Raw genomic sequence first — 19594 nt, forward strand, 5'->3', positions numbered from 1 at the left:
CCTGTCCGAACGGCAGCAGACACAGGCGCGGGCAGATCACCTGCCCGCGCCTGCAACCGACACTTACCTCAGCACGTAACCGCTGGGCCAGCGCAGGGTGTATTCCATCGTCACCTCTTGTTCGGTTCCGGCTGGCACGCGCAGGTCCCATTCGACAATGCCGCGCTCACCCTCAGGGTCGCGGCGGGTCACGGCGGGGCTTGCCGTCAGCGAAACCTCCAGATCATCCTGTTCGGAATAAGGCACCGCGTCACGCAGCAGCACATCCCAATCCTGTCCGGTCAGGTTTTCAACCTTCAGGATCGTGCGGTCAACCAACTGGGTCGCGGATGAAAACACGCCGACATCCCCCTCGGACCTGCTGGGCGTCTGGCGCGTCAGGCGCAAACCGTCCAGCGGACCAAAGCCCATATCCATCTCGGCCCCCGCCGCCAGCAGCGGCAGATAGCTGAAGCCCACCATCGTGCCATCTGCCTGCACCATCACCGGACCGGGCAGCAGGATTTCATCAGTTGTATTGGTGAATTCCGCCACCCGGTAGGCATTGGCATCCGACATCGGCGTCGCCTCGGCCCAGACCTCCGCGTCGAATGTCAGCTGGTCCAGAGGCAGGCGCAGTTCCTCGACCCCGTTGCGGATATCGACACGCGTCGGATAGACATAAGTCACCGCCGCGCCGCTGAAATCGGCCTGGGCGGTCACCGGGCTCGCCTCTGTTCTGGGTGCGGATAGCATGGGTCCGTTGCGCTGAAGCGACATCATATCCGCCGCCCCCATGGCTGCAGCATTTTCCCGGTCAAGATCGGCCCGCGAAATGATCCGCCGCAGGTCTGCCCAGGCTCCACTCGGCGCGATCTGCTCGCCGGGGCGGGCGGTGGACAGGATCAGTTGCACATCCAGCCAGTCCTGACCGGTGGCCTGACTGACCACCACCGCCCGGTCGACTTCCACACGCGGCGCGTCACCTGTGGCCAGGCGCATGTCATAGACCGGCGACCAGTTGGCAAGGTTTTCGGTGGTGGTGATGTCAAACGTCACCTCACCCGGCTCTGCCGCATCAACGCGAAATGTCAGCACTGACCCCTGCTCTTCGGGTGCCAGCAAGGCATCAAGCGCGCGGCGCGCATCCGCCAATGCATCAGCCTCATCCTCGCGCGCACGGATCGCGGCCTGCGCCTCTTGTTCAGCCGCGAAAGCAGCACTGCGCAGCGCCAGCGTTTCGGCGCCCACCATCTGCGCCAGCGCCTGAATATCGCTGATCGTCGCATTGCTCAGCGTCTCACCGGCGCTGGCCTGCCCCAGACTTTGCAAAAACGCGATTTGGTCTTCCGCTGCCTGCACACGCAGGCGGATTTCGGCAATGGCAACGTCGCGCATCCGCACCACCTCTTCCAGCCGCTCTACCTCTGCGCGCGCGTCTTGCACGGCGGGGCTGGCCTGATCAGGCGTCACAGGCAGACGGTCGAACGCCAGATTGACCGAGCCCAGACGCACTTGCCCCGGTGCCGCGATGCGCACCCCGTCAGTCCGCAGATTCTGCGGCAGACCGGGGATGATGACCTCATGCTGCCCTTCAGGCAGGTCAAGCGTCACCTGTCGGGTCACACTGGCAAGGCCGGGATAGATGGTGACACTGTCCACACGGGCCTGTCCGGTGATCGTGTCGGCAAAGGCGGGGGCGGAAAGAGCCATAACGCTGGTGGTCAGTAAAAGGCGGAACATGGGGCGTCTCCTGATTGAATGCCACAGCTATACAGGCCGGGGCGGATTGTCGCACCAGATGACATCACCCATCAGCGGAAATATTCGCAAAAAAAAGAGGCGCCGGAAAGGCGCCCCCTTTCAATTCGGTTCAGGCGGGTTTCAGCCCTTTTTCAGGCACTCACGCCCCAGCACTTCCGCGATCTGCACCGCGTTCAACGCAGCACCCTTGCGCAAATTGTCGGAAACGCACCACAGGTTCAGCCCGTTGTCGATGGTGCTGTCCTGCCGGATGCGGCTGATAAAGGTCGCGTAATCGCCGACGCATTCGATCGGCGTGACGTAGCCGCCATCCTCGCGCTTGTCGATCACCATGATGCCGGGCGATTCACGCAGGATATCGCGGGCTTCATGTTCGTCCAGAAAATCCTCGAACTCGATATTGATCGATTCCGAATGGCCGACAAAGACCGGCACCCGCACGCAAGTGGCGGTCACCTTGATCTTGGAATCAAGGATCTTCTTGGTCTCGGCGACCATTTTCCATTCTTCCTTGGTCGACCCGTCATCCAGAAACACATCGATATGCGGGATCACGTTGAACGCGATCTGCTTGGGGAACTTGCGGGGCGGCTTGCTGTCGGTGGGGTTATAAATGCTTTTGGTCTGGTCCCACAGCTCATCAATGCCTTCCTTGCCGGCACCCGACACGGATTGATAGGTGCTCACCACCACCCGCTTGATCCGCGCGCGGTCATGCAGGGGCTTGAGCGCGACAACCATCTGGGCTGTCGAACAATTCGGGTTCGCGATGATGTTTTTCTTGGAATAACCATGGATCGCATCTGCATTCACCTCTGGCACGATCAGCGGCACATCGGCGTCATAGCGATAAAGCGATGAATTATCGATCACCACACAGCCTGCTTTCGCAGCTTTCGGGGCATAGATTTTCGTGGCGTCAGAACCAACGGCAAACAAAGCCATATCCCAGCCGGTAAAATCGAACGTATCAAGGTCCTTGGTCTTGAGGGTCTTGTCACCAAAGCTGATCTCGGTCCCCAGCGATTTGCGGCTGGCAAGTGCGACGATTTCATCCACCGGAAAGGTCCGTTCGTGGAGGATATTCAGCATTTCGCGGCCCACGTTGCCCGTGGCGCCGACAACGGCGATTCGATAGCCCATTTGATTGGCTCCTTGATTGCGAGTGCCGCCTCTTACCGTGTCAGGCACCTCAGGGAAAGGGGCCGCGCGAAAGCAGCGAAAGTGTAAATCAAACTGGACACTTTCATATCGCCGGGTAAGGTCGCCCCATGACAGTCACCACACCTGATTTCGCCAGCCCCGCGCCGCGCACCCTCTGTACCGATTGCGGGGTGTCGCGGATGGCCGACCCCAGCGCCTGCGGCACCGCCTGCCAGTTCATCAAACCCGACTATCCGGGCATGGAAACGCGGGTGCATGGGCGTGCAGCAGGCATTGACGGGGATGAGGCATTCTTTGGCGTTACCGGTGCGATGTACCGCGCCGCGCTGACCCCTGCGCGCAAAGGCGCACAATGGACCGGCCTGACCACGCGGCTGGCCGAACGTCTGCTGGAAACCGGCACTGTCGATGCCGTACTGACAATGGTGCCTGACCCCGATGACCGCTGGCGCCCGCGCCCCGCGATCATCACCGATGCGGCGGACATGGCCGAGGCGCGCGGCATGCGGATGGGCTATGCCCCCCTGCTGGCCTTACTGGAACCCGCCCGCGCCGCAGGACACCGCAAAATCGCCGTGATCGGCATCCCCTGCCATATCTATGCCCTCCGCGCGCTGGAGGCGAAGCTGGGCTTCGACGCGCTCTACGTCATCGGCACGCCTTGTTCCGACAACACCACAACCGAGAATTTCCACGGCTTCCTTGCCCGCCTGACCGATGCGCCCGACACTGTCACCTATCTGGAATTCCGCGCCGATTACCGGGTTGAATTGCGTTTCACCGATGGCACAAACCGGCTGATCCCGTTCCTGAAACTGCCGATCTCCGATTTGCCGCCTGATTTCTTCCCCACCACCTGCCGGACCTGCGTGGATTACACCAACCGGCTCGCCGATATCACTGTCGGCTATATGGCGGGCGAAGGCGACCAATGGCTGATCGTGCGCAATGCGCGGGGGCAGGCGATGCTGGACACTCTGGGCGCAGAGGTCGCGCTGGCCAAACCCGGCACGCGCGGCAAACGCGCCAGCGCCGTGAAAGGCTTTGTCGAGAATACACGCCGCGCCGCTGGTGGCCTGCCTTTGCGCAGGATGCCTGATTTCATGCGCGGGATGATGGGTTGGCTGATGCCGAAAATCGGGCCGCGCGGGCTGGAATTCGCCCGCGCGCGGCTCGAAATGAAGGCGGCAGAAGCTATCCTTCATCTACGCCGCGAAGAACCGGCGAAGATGAAGAATATGGTCCCCACTCATGTCTGGAACCTTGCCGCGCCTTACGGGCTGACACCGACAGCGAATGAAATCTCAGCGAAACCCAAGGATGATCACCATCAGCAATGAATACAGCGCGATCCCGCCACCGATCAACAGATAATGGAAATTGCCCGCAAACTGCGCCTTGGCCATTGCGCGCATCTGGACGATCATGTCGGGCCAAGTGTAGCTGACAAAATCACCCTGGGTAAACACCGCCTTGATCCGGCCCTGATCATCGACCACCGGCAGACGGCGGAACCGTTCGTTCGACATGATGCGCAGCCAGTCCAGCATGTCGTCGGTTTCTTTCGCCAGACGCGGATGGGGCGTCATGATATCGGACAGCTTGGTCGTATTCGGGTCCAGCCCCTTGGCCACCAGCTTGTTCATGATATCGCGTTCGGTCACGATGCCGATCACCTTTTCCACCGTGTCGGTGATCACCACGCAGCCGTAATTCTTGTCTGACATCTTGGCCACAGCCTCGGCCACGGTGGCGTCAGGGCCGCTGGTCAGGGGCTTGGGCTTGCCGGGATATTCGCTGCGGTCCATCAAGCGGCTGCCGGGGCGTGTATTGTCGGCCATGGGAAACATCCTTCCTGTTGATCACATTCAGTGTATTTCCAGCTAGGACGATCTGTCGCTGCGTCAAAATGTTACTATACAGGAAGCGCGGTTGTCTGGCGCACATTGCGCAGCGCGAAGGATGATTGCATCTGCGCGACACCCGGCAGGCGGGCCAGATACTTGCGATGGATGCGGGCGAAATCCTCGGTATCGCCCGCCACGACCTTCAGCAGGTAATCCGCAGGTCCGGCCATCAGATGACATTCCAGCACATCGGGCACATTCGCCACGGCCTTTTCAAACGCATCCAGCAATTCATCGGCCTGCCCGCTCAGCGTGATTTCCACGAATACCGTGGTCAGCCGCCCCATCTTTCGCGGGTCCAGCAGCGCGACGTATTCGCGGATATAGCCGTCCTTTTCCAACCGCTGCACCCGCCTGTGACAGGCGGAGGGCGAAAGATTTGCGACCTCTGACAGATCCGCATTGGAAATACGCCCGGACCTTTGCAAAACTTCAAGGATTCTGCGGTCGATGCTGTCCAGTTCCATTTCGTGCAATATCCTTGTGTGAAATACGGGCATGACGCATGATCCTAGCGTTTCATCCGATCCGACCCAAGAGAAAACTCCAAGACATTGCGGAATTCTGGGCGCAGAATGTCCCTATAAAAGGGAGGAAAATATGCTGATTGGCTGTCCAAGGGAAATCAAACCACAGGAATTTCGGGTCGGAATGACCCCCGATGCGGCGCAAGAGGCCGTGGCCCACGGCCATGGCGTCATGATCGAAACCGGCGCAGGGCTGGGCGCGGGTTTCACCGATGACGATTACACCGCAGCCGGGGCGCAGATCGCGGGCAATGCAGCGGATATCTTTGCCAGCGCCGATATGATCGTCAAGGTCAAGGAACCGCAGCCCGGTGAACGCAAGATGCTGCGCGAAGGGCAGATCCTGTTCACCTATCTGCATCTGGCCCCCGACCCCGACCAGACCCGCGACCTGATGGCATCGGGTGCCACCTGTATCGCCTATGAAACCGTCACCGATGACCGTGGCGGGCTGCCCTTGCTGGCGCCGATGTCCGAGGTCGCGGGCAGACTTGCCCCGCAGGTCGGCGCGTGGACGCTGCAAAAGGCCAATGGCGGGCGCGGTGTGCTGATGGGCGGCGTGCCAGGCGTGGCCCCGGCCCGTGTCGTCGTGATCGGCGGCGGCGTGGTCGGCACCCATGCCGCAAGGATCGCCGCAGGCATGGGGGCGGATGTGACCGTGCTGGACCGGTCCCTCCCCCGGCTGCGCTATCTTGATGATGCCTTCGGCGGGCAGTTCAAGACCAGCTATGCCAGCAAGGCCAACACGATCACGCTGGCGCGCGAGGCCGATATGATTATCGGTGCCGTGCTGATCCCCGGTGCCGCCGCACCCAAGCTGATATCCCGCGCGCAACTGTCCGAATTGAAACCCGGCGCGGTGCTGGTCGATGTGGCGATTGACCAAGGCGGTTGTTTTGAAACCTCACGCGCCACGACGCATCAGGACCCCGTCTATGATGTCGACGGGATCATGCATTACTGCGTCGCCAATATGCCCGGCGCGGTCGCGCGCACATCCACGATCGCCTTGGGCAATGCCACGATGCCCTTCATGCTCGCGCTCGCCGACAAAGGCTGGCGGCAGGCCTGCGAAGATGATCCGCATCTGCTGGCGGGTCTGAATGTCCATGCCGGGAGGCTGACCTATTTCGCCGTGGGCAAGGCGCTGGGCATCGACGTGCTGTCACCCACGCTGGCGCTGAAGGCATAATCGCAAGGGCCCGCTGTCACACGGGCCTTTCATATCCAGGCGTCAGGGCTGCTTGGCCAGAGAATCCCTGATCTCGATCAGGATATCCAGCTCGGACGGCCCGGTCTTGACCTCGGGGGCGATGTCATCGGGTTTTTCGGCGATGGACTTCACTCGATTGACCATTTTCACCAACAGGAACACCACAAAGGCGATGATCAGAAAATTGATCAGCGCGGTGATGAAACTGCCATACATGAACTGCGCCTCACCAACCCCGAAGCTGAGCGCGCTGAAATCCAGCCCCCCGACGATCAGCCCGATCAATGGCTGAATCAGATCGCCCACGAGGCTGTTGACGATCGCGGTAAAGGCCGCGCCGATAATGATCCCGACGGCAAGGTCCATGACATTGCCCTTGGCGATAAAATCCCTGAATTCATTGATCATTTCTGTATTCCCGTGTCTGATAGACTGGCGCATCCCGCGCGCAACTGGGTGTCATATTAGCGACACCGTTCTATAATGCCACGGCTTTCCTCAGCGGCGCAGGCCGGGGTTATCCCCGCCCCTGCGGCAAGGTCCCGTTCAGCACATAGGCCAGCACATCCACCACTTGCTGCGGCGTTTCCACGACGGCAAGGGCGGCGGCGTCCACCTCTTTCAGTGCATGCTGGTGGTCCGGCCCGTGCATCACGATCAAGGACTTCCCCAACGCCGCCGCATAGCCCGCATCAAAGGCGGCATTCCATTGCTTGTACTGATCGCCGAAACGGACGACGACGATATCCGCAGCCTCGATCCCATGCCTCGTGCGAATCGCGTTCAGTTTCGCGCCTTTATGGTCATGCCAGAATTTATCCGGCTCCGGCCCCATGATCGCCACGCCGCAATCGTCCGATGCGCCATGATCGGTCACTGGTCCGGCAAAGGCGACATCAAGATCCGATGCACCCTTGGTGATCTGGTCGCGCCAATCGGTATGAATTTCGCCGGAAAGATAGATTTGCAAGGTCATGTTGTGCCTCCTGTGTTCAGGGCGACACCAGCGTCTTGACCGCTGTCCGCCACCCCCGGTTTGCGCGCAACGATATAGCGAGCGGGAACGGCGAAATCGCCGCTTTCGACAATCTCGAACCCGGCGGCGACCACCGCGGCTTCCAAGTTTTCCGTGCTGAATTTGCGCAGATAGGGCGCTTTGCCCAGCATCTGCGCCAGCGGGATCACCGCGGCGATCAAGGACCATTTCAGACCGCGCCCGTTCAACGCCGCAGTCTTGGAAATGAAATAACCGCCCGCTGGCAAAAGATCGTAAATCCGCGCCATGCGCCGTTCCATATCCGGCACGAGGTGAAAGAATGAATGCGCGAGGATCACGTCGAAGGGGCCACTGTCCGGCAGTTCGCCCGCCACCTCGAACCGCAGATCGGCACCCGCAACGGGCAGCTTGCCGCGCGCGATGCGGATCATTTCCGGCGATATATCGGTGGCCAGATAGCTGGCCACCTGCGGCGCCAGCAGCACGGCGGTCGATCCCGTGCCGCAGGCGATTTCCAGCACATGATCCGTCGGCCGCAGATAGAGGCGGGTCCTGCCCAGCGTATATTCATAAGCAGCCGGATTACCGATCGCGGATGCGGCGTATTTTTCGGCTTCTCTGTCCCAGAATCTTGCGTCAGTCATCGTCGTCTCCTTTGACGGGCACTATACGATGTTTGCCCGTCAGGAAGATGACAATTTTCAACCTCGTAGCGTGCCGCCGGTTGCCTTGGTCACCTTGCCCACGATTTTCGCGCTGACCGCTTCGATATCGGCATCTTTCAGCGTGGTGGTCGTGGGTTGTAGGCGCACCGTCACGGCGAGAGATTTCTTGCCTTCGCCCAGATTGCCGCCGATGAACTGGTCAAAGACCCGCACATCGGTGATCAGCGCTTTGTCCGCACCCATTGCAGCATTGACCAGCGTCAGCGCCTCGACCCCACTGTCCACGACAAAGGCAAAGTCGCGTTCCACCGCTTGCAGATCGGTCGCGACAAGGGCCGCGCGCGTGTTTGTCTTCGACTTCGGGATCGGCACTTCATCCGGCCAGATGGTGAAGCCGACGGCGGGGCCTTTGATATCCATCTCACGCAGGACCTTGGGGTGCAATTCGCCGAAGACGGCCAGCATCTTTTTCGGACCAAGGCAGATCATGCCGTGCCGTCCGGGATGCCACCATGCCGCTGCACCGCGCAGGATCTGCACCTTGGCGGGCGCGCCGATGGCGGCCAGCACGGATTCGGCATCGGCCTTGGAGTCGTAAAGATCGACAGCGCGCGACATGCCATGCACATCCTTGCTGGCGGTCTTGCCGATCAGCACGCCAGTGATCAGGTTGTGTTGTTCGCCGGGTTCACCACCGTGGAAGCCTGCACCAACCTCGAACAGGGCCATGTCCATGAAACCACGTGCCTGATTGCGGGCCGCGGCGCGCAGAAGGCCGGGCAACAAGTTTGGGCGCATATGGGACAAGTCGCTGGAAATCGGATTTTCCAGCATTGTCGCGTCATCGCCACCCCCGAACAGGGATGCTGCCTGTTGATCGACAAAGCTATAGGTCACGCATTCATTATAGCCCAGCGCCGCCATCGTGCGACGCGCCGATTGCTGGCGCTGCTGGCCCACGGTCAGGATCGGTTTCGGCACACCGGCCTGCATCCGCGGCATGGGTTTGCCTTGCAGCTTGGTCAGGGACGCAATGCGCGCGACTTCTTCCACCAGATCAGCCTCGCCCTGCACATCGGGACGCCAGCTTGGGACATGCGCCATGTCGCCTTCGAGCCGGAAACCCAGCGATGTGAGCGTCTGGCGCTGGGTGCTTTCGGGGATATCCATGCCGACAAGGCTGATCACGCGCTGCGCATCCAGACGGTAGGCGCGCGATGTGTCGGGCACTTCGCCTGCGATGATCAGGCCGGACGCTTCACCGCCTGCGTGATCGACAATCATCCGCACGGCATGTTCCAGACCTTCAGGCGTGAAGGCCGGGTCAATCCCGCGTTCAAACCGATAGCGGGCGTCGGAGTTGATTTTCAGCGCACGGCCCGTATAGGCGATCTGCACCGGGTCCCAATAGGCGCTTTCGACGAAGACGTTCACGGTATCTTCGGTGCAGCCGGTCGTGTCACCGCCCATGATACCCGCGATGCTTTCGACGCCCTGATCATCGGAAATCACGATCTGGCCAGGTTGCAAGGTGTAGGTCTTGTCATCCAGCGCTGTGATGGTTTCGCCGCCCGTGGTGCGGTGAACGCGCAGATTGCCCTGCACCTTATCCGCGTCGAACACGTGCAGGGGGCGGTTCAGGTCATAGGTGAACCAGTTCGTCACATCGACAAGAAAGCTGATCGGGCGCAGGCCAATGGCGCGCAGCTGGGTTTGCAGCCATGCAGGGCTGGGGCCGTTTTTGACGCCACGGATCAAACGGCCATAGAAAACCAGGCAACCATCGCGTGTATCATCGGCGATAGACACATTCAGGTCAGCGGCAAAACTGGCGGGGACCGGATCAACCCTCACCTCCTTAAGCCTGCCCAGACCGCGCGCTGCCAGATCGCGGGCGATGCCGCGCACGCCAAGCGCGTCAGGGCGGTTCGGGGTGATGGCAATTTCGATCACGGGATCGACCTTGTCTGGCTGGTTGGCGGCCAGCCAGTCGGCAAAGGTCTGGCCCACGGTTCCGGACGGCAGTTCGATGATGCCATCATGTTCTTCTGACAGTTCCATCTCGCGCTCGGAACACATCATGCCATAGCTTTCGATACCCCGGATCTTGCCCACGCCGATGGTCGTGTCGATGCCGGGGACATAGGTGCCGGGGCTGGCGATGACCACGGTGATCCCTGCACGCGCATTGGGTGCGCCGCAAATGATCTGGGTGAGGCCATCCTTGGTCTGGACCTGACAGACGCGCAGCTTATCCGCATCGGGATGCTTCTCCGCGCTTTCGACATAGCCGATAGTGAAATCCGCCAGCTTTGCGGCGGGGTTTTCCACGCCTTCGACCTCCAGCCCGAGGTCGGTCAGCGTCTCGGTGATCAGATCGACCGAGGCATCGGTTTCAAGGTGGTGTTTCAGCCAGGAGAGCGTGAATTTCATCTGTTTATCCAGCACAAGTCATTTGCATGCGATCTAACCGATATTGCGGCGGTGCGAAAGTCAGTTGGTCGCGGTGGCTGTCAGAGCTCGCGCCCGGCGAGATCTTCGATCAGAACGAAATGTTCGAACACCAGCATCATTTCGGGATCAAAGCCGCCGTTGCGTTTGAAATAGGCTTTGTGATCCTTGCGCCAGCCCAGCAGGCTGTCGTTTTCGCCTTCGGCCAGCGCCATTTCCTCGGTCACGTCGCAATAGCGGATGCGTTCGACCTTGGTTGTGCGGATCACCAGCGCGGGCGTGCCGTCCCAATTGGCGGCAATGTCGCAGCGGCCCACGACGGGCATGGAATCGGGGTCATCGTCGAAATCGGACGCGGCAGCACAGGTCGCGGTTTTCTTGCGCTGGCGGACGAGGCCGATCAGATATTGGCAGAGTTCCGGCGTGTCACCGAAACGGAACGTGCCCGCGCCGGGGTAGGTGTCTTGCAGGTCTTCGGTGTCGTCGGTCATGTTCTGGCCTTTCACGGGGTTTGGGCGGCGTTATCTTCCCCGCGGGGAAGGTTCTGCGAGAGGCCGTCGCGGCGAGAGGCCTTCACAGGTCAGGCGGCGGGAAACCTGGACGCCGTGGGGACAATCTATCTCGAAAGAATTATTAAAGGGTTAACGATGCGGACGGCGTGACGCCGTGGGATGCGTGCAAGCACGCATCCTACCGGGATAGGCCGCCATGCAACGTCGGTACGTCGAGGGCCGCAAAGCCGTAATGCCGCAGCCAGCGCAGATCGCTGTCGAAAAACGCCCGCAAATCCGGGATGCCGTATTTCAGCATCGCGATCCGGTCGATGCCCATGCCAAAGGCGAAGCCCTGCCACTGGGTCGGGTCCACGCCTGCGGATTGCAGCACATGCGGATGCACCATGCCGGACCCCAGCACTTCGAGCCAGCCGTCGCCTTCGCCGATCTTGAGCTGGCCATCGACCCAGGAACATTGGATATCCACCTCGGCCGAGGGTTCGGTGAAGGGGAAATGCGAGGCGCGGAACCGGGTCTTGATCCCGTCCACCTCGAAAAAGGCGGCAAAGAACTCTTCCAGCACCCATTTGAGATTGGCCATCGAGATGTCCTTGTCAATCGCCAGCCCTTCGACCTGATTGAACATCGGGGTATGGGTCTGGTCGTAATCGGCGCGGTAGACGCGACCCGGGGCAATGATGCGGCAGCGCGCGCCGAACTTTTCCATATGACGGATCTGGACCGGGCTGGTGTGGGTGCGCAACACATGCGGCGGCCGGTTATCGCCCTGCGCGCGGTGCATGTAGAATGTGTCCATCTCGGCCCGCGCGGGGTGGTGGCCGGGGATGTTCAGCGCATCGAAATTATACCAATCGGTATCGATCTGCGGCCCTTCGGCGACAGCAAAGCCCATATCGGCGAAGATTGCGGTAACCTCTTCGGTGACCTGGCTGATCGGGTGGATCGTGCCTTGGCGGCGGGGGCGCGATGGTAGCGTCACGTCGAGCCATTCGCCACGCAGGCGGGCATCAAGGGCGGCATCGCCGAGGGCGGCTTTTTTGGCGGCAAGGGCGCTGTTGATCTCGTCCTTCAGCGCGTTGAGGGCGGGGCCGGCGGTTTGCCGTTCCTCGGGCGACATCTTGCCCAGTTCACGCATTTGCAGGCTGATCTCGCCCTTCTTGCCCAAGGCTGTGACGCGCAGGTCTTCGATCTGTGCTTCGTCGCTGGCTGCAGCGATCAGGGAAAGGTATTTGGCTTTCAGGTCGTCCATGGCGCGCCTCTTGATCCGGTTGTGCAGGGGTTAGCGAAAGGGCGGGGTGCTTGCAAGGTGTGGGGCCGCAAACGCAAAAGGCCGCCCTTTTCAGAGCGGCCTTTGTGGTGTCAGTCAACCGGTTAGCTTACGCCATCGCCGCTTTCGCCTGACCCACGATTGTCGCGAACGCATCGGGTTCGTTGACGGCCAGATCGGCCAGAACCTTGCGGTCAACTTCGATGCCGGCCAATGCCAGACCGTTGATGAACTTGGAATAGTTCAGTGTTTCGTCAACCGAACGCACACCGGCGTTGATCCGCTGGATCCACAAGGCGCGGAAGTTGCGCTTGCGGTTGTGCCGGTCGCGGGTGGCATATTGGTTGGCTTTGTCGACGGCCTGTTTGGCGACCTTGAAGGTCTTGGACCGGCGATCATAATAACCCTTGGCAGCGTCGAGGACTTTTTTGTGCCGACGATGTGTAACTGTTCCGCCTTTAACGCGCATATCTCAAATCCCTCTAATTAACGTGCGTAAGGCATCATCGGTTTGATGATACCCTCGTCTTGCTTGCTCAACGTCGTGGTGCCACGCGCGTTGCGGAGGAATTTGTTGCTGCGTTTGATCATGCCGTGACGCTTTCCGGCTTGTCCCGCCAGAATGCGGCCAGTGGCCGTCACTTTGAACCGCTTTTTGCAGCTCGATTTCGTTTTCATTTTCGGCATTTCCGTCTCCTTCAAAGGTCGGTCGGACGCGCGACTCGGCATGCCATACTGGCCGGACGCGCGGGTGAAGCTGCGCTATAGGACGCAAAGCCCTGCGGTGCAAGCCGATTTAGTTGATGATCCAGGCGACGACGTTGAAGATCGGCTCATCGAGCCGGTCAATTGCGTAGCGCCCCGGATTGTTCACTGCGGCATAGGCGATGGCCCCGCCCCCCGTCAGAAAAAGTACAAGGGCCACCCAAGGCCAGCGCAGGTCCGTTATGGCGCTGACAAGAGCCGTGATCCCGATGATCACGGCGACCATGCCACCAACAATGATCAGATCAGACTCCACGCTGGCGTTCCTTGATGCTGCGTTACTCGGTCTCGGACGCAAAGATCAGCTTTTCCTCGCAGGGTGCAACGCGCAGGATATTGGTCGTGCCGGGTGTGTTAAAGGGCACACCTGCCGTTACCACGATCATGTCTTCCTTGCTGGCTAGTCCCTGCGCGAGGGTTGCGCGGACGGCAGCGACCACGGCGTCTTTGAACCGGCTTACCTCGCCCGTCACCACGCAATTGGTACCCCACGACAGGCAAAGGCGGCGTGCGGTACGGATATAACTGGTCAGCGCGATGATCGGCACGCGGGGCCGTTCGCGCGCAACCAACAAAGCCGTGGTGCCGGATTGCGAGAAGCAGCAGATCGCCTTGATATTGGTGGTTTCCGCGATTTCGCGCGCCGCAGAGACGATGCCATCGGCGACGGAATTGCGCACCGCACGCCGCGAGGATTCGATGATTTCAGTGTAGGTCGGGTCGGATTCAACCTCGCCCGCGACATTGCTCATCGTCTGGACAGCTTCGATGGGATAGGACCCGGCGGCAGATTCTGCTGACAGCATGATCGCATCCGCACCTTCATAGATCGCGGTGGCGACGTCGGAGACTTCGGCGCGTGTCGGCATCGGACTGTCAATCATGGATTCAAGCATCTGCGTCGCCACGATCACGGGTTTCCCCGCGGCACGGGATTTGCGCACCAGACGTTTCTGGATTGGTGGCACGTTCTGCACCGGCAGTTCGACGCCCAGATCACCGCGCGCAACCATGATGCCGTCGCTGACCGCCAGAATATCGTCAAAGTTTTTCACCGCGGCGGGTTTTTCGATCTTGGACAGGATCGCGGCGCGGCCCTTACACAGATCGCGGGCTTCGTCCACGTCGGCGGGGCGCTGGACGAAGGACAAGGCAAGCCAGTCAACGCCCAGTTCGCAGACGAATTCCAGATCCTTGCGGTCCTTGTCCGACAGGGCGGCCAGCGGCAGCACCACATCAGGGACGTTCACGCCCTTGCGGTTAGAGATGGTGCCGCCGACGATGACTTCGCAATCGGCGAATGTTGCGCCGCAATCCTTGACCCGCAGTTTGATCTTGCCGTCATTGACCAGCAGATGCGCGCCGGGTTCCAGCGCGTCGAAGATTTCCTTGTGCGGCAGGCAGACGCGGTTCACATCGCCTTCCGCCTTGTCCAGATCGAGGCGGAAGGATGCACCGGGCACCAGTTCTTCTTCGCCATTGGCAAAGACGCCGACGCGCAGTTTCGGTCCCTGCAAATCGGCCAGAATGGCGATCGGGCTGTCAAGGTCTTTTTCCACCTGACGGATGATCGCATGCCGCGCGCGGATTTCTTCGTGATCGCCGTGCGACATGTTCAGGCGGAACACATCTGCGCCCGCTTCGTGCAGCGCCCGGATCATCTGATAGTCATTCGATGCAGGCCCAAGCGTGGCGACGATCTTTACATTGCGGTGGCGTTTCATCTGTATTCCCTCTGGTCAAAGCCGTTAGCGGTAACACTCCGCTTTGGGCCCTTATTGCGCAATTCCATTCCCACGTAAACTAGCCTAAATGCGGTGACATGAGAATGACAGACCCTGCATACACGATTGAAGGTGCCGACAGGCCCGGTCGCTGGCTTTTGACCTGCGATCATGCCACCAATCACGTGCCCGACTGGGTGGCTGGCGGCGATCTAGGTTTGCCTGCCGCCGACATGACCCGCCACATCGCTTATGACATCGGCGCGGCGGGGGTGACGCGGCATCTGGCGCATATGCTGGACAGCCCGGCGATCCTGTCGGGGTTTTCGCGGCTGGTGATCGATCCCAACAGGGGCGAGGATGATCCGACGCTTCTGATGCGGCTTTATGATGGCACGATCATTCCCGGTAATCGTTATGCCGGGGCGACTGAGCTGGAAGAAAGGCTGGACCGGCTTTATCGTCCCTATCACGCCGCCTACGCCGGATTGGCGGCGGGCATGGCGGTGCCGGTGATCTGTGCCATGCACAGTTTCACGCCACAATTGCGCGCAAGGCCGCCGCGCCCGTGGCAGGTGGGTGTATTATACGCGGATGACACGCGGCTTGCCCTGCCGCTGATTGATGCCTGCCGCGCGCAGGGGTGGTGTGTGGGGGCGAATGAGCCTTACACGGGTCACTTGCCGGGTGATGCGATTGACCGGCATGCCTTGCAACATGGACGGCCCAATGTCTTGATTGAATTGCGCCACGATCTGATTGCGGATGAGGCGGGGCAAAGGGATTGGGCCGCAAAGCTGGCCCCGATCCTGCAACGCGTGCTGGCAGAGACGGATTTATAGGGAGACGGAACATGAATGATCAGACAAGGACCGAGATTGAGGCGGCAGCCTTTCGCCGGTTGCGCAAGCACCTGCTGGAAGACCGGCCAGATGTGCAGAATATCGACATGATGAATCTGACCGGCTTCTGCCGGAATTGCCTGTCGCGCTGGTATCAGGAAGCGGCCAACGAACGTGGCATCGACATGAGCAAGGAAGACGGGCGCGAGGTGTTCTATGGCATGCCCTTTGCCGAGTGGAAGGCGCAGCATCAAACCGAAGCTTCCCCCGATGCGCAAGAGGCGTTCAAGAAATCCCATGATTGATCCCGTCGCCCTGACCGCCGCTCTGGTGCGCTGTCCGTCCGTCACGCCGGATGAAGGCGGCGCGCTGGTATTGCTGGAGGAATTGCTGACCAAAGGTGGTTTCACCTGCACCCGTGTAGATCGCGGCGGTGTGTCGAACCTGTTCGCCCGCTGGGGGCGGCAGCGGGCGAACCGGACCTTCGGGTTCAACGGGCATACCGATGTCGTGCCCTTGGGGGATGAGGCGGCGTGGACGGTGCCGCCTTTCGGTGCGGTGATCAAGGATGGTTACCTTTACGGGCGTGGCGCGACGGATATGAAATCCGGTGTCGCGGCCTTTGCTGCGGCGGCGCTTGATTTCGTAGCGCAGACGCCACCCGATGGTGCGATCATTCTGGCGATTACGGGGGATGAGGAAGGCGATGCGCTGGACGGGACCACCGCCTTGCTGGACTGGATGGCAGACAACAAGGAAAACATGTCGGCCTGTCTGGTGGGGGAACCCACCTGTCCCGATGTGATGGGCGAGGCGATGAAGATCGGGCGCCGCGGGTCGCTGAACGCCACCTTTACCGTCACGGGCGTGCAGGGCCATTCGGCCTATCCGCACCGCGCGAAAAACCCGCTTCCGGCGGTGGCGCGGCTGGTGGATATTCTGGCGAGCCATGAACTGGATCAGGGGAGCGCGCATTTTGATGCCTCGACTTTGGCGGTGGTGACGATTGATACCGGCAATCTGGCGACCAATGTGATCCCGGCGCAGACCAGGGCCGGCGTGAATATCCGGTTCAACGACCTGCACAGCGGGGCGAGCCTGACCGACTGGATGCAAGGCATCGCTGATCAGGTGGCGGCGGATTTCGGCGTGCAGATCGCGATGCAGGTAAAAATATCGGGTGAGAGTTTTATCACGCCGCCCGGTGCGCTGTCCGATCTGGTCGGCCGTGCGGTCAAGGCCGAGACCGGGCGCGACCCGGTACTGTCAACCTCTGGCGGGACATCAGATGCGCGGTTCGTGCAGCACCATTGCCCGGTCGTGGAATTCGGGCTGGTGGGCCGGACGATGCATCAGGTTGATGAGCGGGTGGCGGTGGATCAGATCGTGCAGCTGAAGGCGATCTATGGGCGGATATTGGCGGAATATTTCGCGTAAGGTGGATTTACATCCACCCTACCGGCAATTGTGATGACGCCCCGCGCGCACCATGCTAGGGCAGCGTTATGACACAGATCCCTTCCAAATCCGACATCCTCGCCTTTATCTCTGACAACCCGACCAAGACCGCCAAGCGTGACATCGCCAAGGCGTTTGGGATCAAGGGGGCAGCACGGATTGACCTCAAACGCATCCTCAAAGAGCTGGAGGAAGCGGGCAAGCTGACCAAGCGCCGGTCGTCCTATCGCGATGTCGAGGAATTGCCGCCTGTCGCGGTCCTGGAAATCATGGCCCCCGATGGTGACGGTGATCTGTTCGCGCGGCCGCTGGAATGGACCGGCCAAGGGCCGGAACCGCGCGTGTTGATGATGCTGCGGTCCAGCGATCCGGCGCTTGGCGCGGGTGACCGCATCTTGGGCCGCCTGACCGTGGACAAGAACGAAGAGCATACGCATACCGCGCGGATGATCCGCCGCATCGGCACCAATCCCATGCGGATATTGGGTGTGTTCCGCGCCGGGTCCGAGGGTGGCCGCGTGCTGCCCATCGACAAAGGTGCTGACAAGCAATGGGTCGTTGCCGCCGGTGCGACGGGTGGTGCCAAGGACGGCGAATTGGTCGAGGCGGAACAGGCTGGCCCCAAGGGCCGCCTCGGCCTACCCAAAGCGCGGATTGTCGCGCGGCTGGGTGATCCGACTGCCCCACGTGCGGTGTCGCTGATTGCGATTCACCAGCATGGCATTCCCGACCATTTCCCCGATGATGCGGTGGCCGAAGCAGATGCCGCCAAACCTGTAGGTCTGAAAGGCCGCAAGGACCTGCGTGATCTGCCCTTGATCACGATTGATCCCTGGGATGCGCGCGACCATGATGATGCCTGTTTTGTCGAGCCGGACGAAGACCCCGCCAATCCGGGTGGTTTCATCATCTGGGTCGCGATTGCGGATGTCGCCTGTTACGTCAAGCCGAACTCTGCACTGGATCACGAGGCGCGCAACCGCGGCAATTCCACCTATTTCCCGGACCGTGTCGTGCCGATGCTGCCGGACCGGCTGTCGGGGGATCTGTGTTCGCTGCATGAAGGCGTGGACCGCGCCTGTCTTGCTGTCGCGATGCGGATCGATGCGCAGGGGCAGAAGATTGACCATGCGTTCCATCGCGGGTTGATGAAATCCATCGCCTCGCTGAATTATGAAGAGGTGCAGGACGGGATCGACGGACAGCCCAACGACAAGGTCGCGCCGCTGATGGCCGAGGTGATCCGCCCGATCTATGGTGCTTATGCAGCGCTCGTGAAGGCGCGTGCTGTGCGGCAACCGCTGGAGCTTGATCTACCGGAACGCCAGATCATTCTGAATGACGACGGTAAGGTGACGTCGGTGCAGTTCAAGGAACGGCTGGATTCGCACCGGCTGGTCGAGGAATTCATGGTGCTGGCCAATGTCGCCGCCGCCGAGACGTTGATTGCGAAGAAATCACCCCTGCTGTTCCGCGTGCATGAAGAACCCAACGCGGATAAGTTGGATGCCCTGCGTGAGGTGGCGCAGGCATCAGGTCTGGTACTGGCCAAGGGGCAGGTGTTGAAAACCGCGCATCTGAACCGGCTGTTGATCGCCGCGCGCGAGACCGAGCAATCGGAACTGATCAACATCGCAACGCTACGGTCGATGACGCAGGCCTATTACAGCCCGGAAAATTTCGGCCATTTCGGGCTGGCGCTGCGGTCCTATGCGCATTTCACCTCGCCCATTCGCCGCTATTCCGACCTGATCGTGCATCGCGCGCTGATTTCGGCGCATGGCTGGGGCAAGGACGGGCTATCGCCATGGGATATCGAGAATCTCGGGGAGACCGGGCAAAAGATTTCCGACACCGAACGCCGGTCGATGGCAGCCGAACGTGATACGACCGACCGCTATCTGGCGGCGTTCCTGTCGGACCGGATCGGGGTCGAGATGGGCGGGCGGATCAGCGGGGTCGCGAAATTCGGCGTCTTCGTGAAACTGGATGAAACCGGCGCGGATGGCATGATCCCGATCCGCACGCTGGGGCGCGAGTATTTCCATTATGATCCCGACAGTCAGACCCTGATGGGGTCCGACAGCGGCACGTTGATCCGGCTGGGACAGCGCGTGACGGTGAAACTGATCGAGGCAGCGCCAGTGACAGGTGGTTTGATCGTGGCATTGCTGACGCTGGACGATCGCGACATGCCGCGCGGGGTCAGCGCGGGGCGTGGCAAGCCGGTGCGGCGCAAATTGGTGAAGTCCAAGACAAAATCGGCGCGGGTCGCGCGCAAGGTCAAACGCAGCCGGACCTGACGGTTGTCGCGCCGAAGGCCTTCGATCCCCCCGGCGGGGGATCTATGCGCGCA

20 protein-coding genes are annotated in these 19594 nt (G+C 60.9%); 6 read left to right on the forward strand and 14 right to left on the reverse strand.

All coding sequences use genetic code 11. From position 1 onward, the window contains the following. Window positions 1-63: 63 nt before the first annotated feature. Window positions 64-1722, reverse strand: coding sequence for a DUF4139 domain-containing protein (locus ACK4TM_RS01880; protein ID WP_409695862.1), 1659 nt, complete (start codon window positions 1720-1722; stop codon window positions 64-66). 141 nt (window positions 1723-1863) lie between these two features. Next, the gene (locus ACK4TM_RS01885) at window positions 1864-2886 is read right to left on the reverse strand and encodes an aspartate-semialdehyde dehydrogenase (protein ID WP_409695865.1); all 1023 of its coding nucleotides are present in this window, start codon (window positions 2884-2886) and stop codon (window positions 1864-1866) included. A 128-nt stretch (window positions 2887-3014) separates the two neighbouring features. On the opposite strand from ACK4TM_RS01885, the gene ACK4TM_RS01890 reads away from it, so the two are divergent. Next, on the forward strand, window positions 3015-4247 hold the full coding sequence (locus ACK4TM_RS01890) for a Coenzyme F420 hydrogenase/dehydrogenase, beta subunit C-terminal domain (RefSeq protein ID WP_409695868.1): 1233 nt from the start codon (window positions 3015-3017) through the stop codon (window positions 4245-4247). On the opposite strand, the gene ACK4TM_RS01895 is transcribed toward ACK4TM_RS01890, so the two are convergent. Together ACK4TM_RS01895 and ACK4TM_RS01900 are read right to left on the reverse strand one after the other, a co-directional pair. Next, window positions 4212-4748 carry a cyclic nucleotide-binding/CBS domain-containing protein gene (locus tag ACK4TM_RS01895; RefSeq protein WP_409695871.1) on the reverse strand — a complete coding sequence of 179 codons (537 nt, stop codon included), beginning with the start codon at window positions 4746-4748 and terminating at the stop codon, window positions 4212-4214. The genes ACK4TM_RS01890 and ACK4TM_RS01895 overlap by 36 nt on opposite strands. Before the next feature lie 74 nt (window positions 4749-4822). After that, window positions 4823-5281, reverse strand: a complete 459-nt coding sequence (locus ACK4TM_RS01900) for an Lrp/AsnC family transcriptional regulator (RefSeq protein ID WP_409696016.1) — start codon at window positions 5279-5281, stop codon at window positions 4823-4825. Window positions 5282-5414: 133 nt separating this feature from the next. On the opposite strand from ACK4TM_RS01900, the gene ald reads away from it, so the two are divergent. Beyond that, window positions 5415-6533: an alanine dehydrogenase gene (gene ald / locus ACK4TM_RS01905; protein ID WP_409695874.1), complete on the forward strand. Its 1119-nt coding sequence runs from the start codon at window positions 5415-5417 to the stop codon at window positions 6531-6533. 42 nt (window positions 6534-6575) lie between these two features. On the opposite strand, the gene mscL is transcribed toward ald, so the two are convergent. The 10 genes from mscL to pyk form a co-directional block, all read right to left on the reverse strand. Further along, window positions 6576-6962, reverse strand: coding sequence for a large conductance mechanosensitive channel protein MscL (gene mscL / locus ACK4TM_RS01910; RefSeq protein ID WP_409695877.1), 387 nt, complete (start codon window positions 6960-6962; stop codon window positions 6576-6578). Between the two features lie 109 nt (window positions 6963-7071). Next, entirely contained in the window at window positions 7072-7530 is a 459-nt protein-coding gene (locus ACK4TM_RS01915) for a YtoQ family protein (protein ID WP_409695880.1), read from the reverse strand. After that, window positions 7527-8195 (reverse strand): class I SAM-dependent methyltransferase, encoded by a 669-nt coding sequence (locus tag ACK4TM_RS01920; protein ID WP_409695883.1) that lies wholly within the window; start codon window positions 8193-8195, stop codon window positions 7527-7529. The genes ACK4TM_RS01915 and ACK4TM_RS01920 overlap by 4 nt, the downstream gene beginning before the upstream one ends. Window positions 8196-8252: 57 nt before the next feature. Next, window positions 8253-10649 (reverse strand): phenylalanine--tRNA ligase subunit beta, encoded by a 2397-nt coding sequence (gene pheT / locus ACK4TM_RS01925; protein WP_409695886.1) that lies wholly within the window; start codon window positions 10647-10649, stop codon window positions 8253-8255. An 80-nt stretch (window positions 10650-10729) separates the two neighbouring features. After that, window positions 10730-11158 (reverse strand): ASCH domain-containing protein, encoded by a 429-nt coding sequence (locus ACK4TM_RS01930; RefSeq protein ID WP_409695889.1) that lies wholly within the window; start codon window positions 11156-11158, stop codon window positions 10730-10732. Window positions 11159-11357: 199 nt separating this feature from the next. Then, a complete protein-coding gene (gene pheS / locus ACK4TM_RS01935) occupies window positions 11358-12431 on the reverse strand; it encodes a phenylalanine--tRNA ligase subunit alpha (RefSeq protein WP_409695892.1) in 1074 nt (357 codons plus the stop codon). 127 nt (window positions 12432-12558) lie between these two features. After that, window positions 12559-12918: a 50S ribosomal protein L20 gene (rplT, locus tag ACK4TM_RS01940; RefSeq protein ID WP_409695895.1), complete on the reverse strand. Its 360-nt coding sequence runs from the start codon at window positions 12916-12918 to the stop codon at window positions 12559-12561. Window positions 12919-12935: 17 nt separating this feature from the next. Further along, window positions 12936-13136, reverse strand: a complete 201-nt coding sequence (gene rpmI, locus ACK4TM_RS01945; protein WP_007205995.1) for a 50S ribosomal protein L35 — start codon at window positions 13134-13136, stop codon at window positions 12936-12938. Window positions 13137-13245: 109 nt separating this feature from the next. Beyond that, on the reverse strand, window positions 13246-13470 hold the full coding sequence (locus ACK4TM_RS01950; protein WP_409695899.1) for a hypothetical protein: 225 nt from the start codon (window positions 13468-13470) through the stop codon (window positions 13246-13248). Between the two features lie 22 nt (window positions 13471-13492). Further along, window positions 13493-14938 (reverse strand): pyruvate kinase, encoded by a 1446-nt coding sequence (pyk, locus tag ACK4TM_RS01955; RefSeq protein ID WP_409695902.1) that lies wholly within the window; start codon window positions 14936-14938, stop codon window positions 13493-13495. 104 nt (window positions 14939-15042) lie between these two features. Here pyk and ACK4TM_RS01960 point away from each other — a divergent pair, with 104 nt between their 5' ends. The 4 genes from ACK4TM_RS01960 to rnr all read left to right on the forward strand — a co-directional run bounded on the left by ACK4TM_RS01960 (window position 15043) and on the right by rnr (window position 19541). Beyond that, the gene (locus tag ACK4TM_RS01960; protein ID WP_409695904.1) at window positions 15043-15780 is read left to right on the forward strand and encodes an N-formylglutamate amidohydrolase; all 738 of its coding nucleotides are present in this window, start codon (window positions 15043-15045) and stop codon (window positions 15778-15780) included. 11 nt (window positions 15781-15791) lie between these two features. Then, entirely contained in the window at window positions 15792-16085 is a 294-nt protein-coding gene (locus ACK4TM_RS01965; RefSeq protein WP_409695907.1) for a DUF1244 domain-containing protein, read from the forward strand. Next, the gene (dapE, locus tag ACK4TM_RS01970) at window positions 16078-17217 is read left to right on the forward strand and encodes a succinyl-diaminopimelate desuccinylase (RefSeq protein WP_409695910.1); all 1140 of its coding nucleotides are present in this window, start codon (window positions 16078-16080) and stop codon (window positions 17215-17217) included. Before ACK4TM_RS01965 ends, dapE begins: the two co-directional genes overlap by 8 nt. 68 nt (window positions 17218-17285) lie before the next feature. After that, entirely contained in the window at window positions 17286-19541 is a 2256-nt protein-coding gene (gene rnr / locus ACK4TM_RS01975; RefSeq protein WP_409695913.1) for a ribonuclease R, read from the forward strand. Window positions 19542-19594 lie beyond the last annotated feature (53 nt).

Source organism: Yoonia sp. (assembly GCF_046292185.1).
Lineage (GTDB): Bacteria > Pseudomonadota > Alphaproteobacteria > Rhodobacterales > Rhodobacteraceae > Yoonia.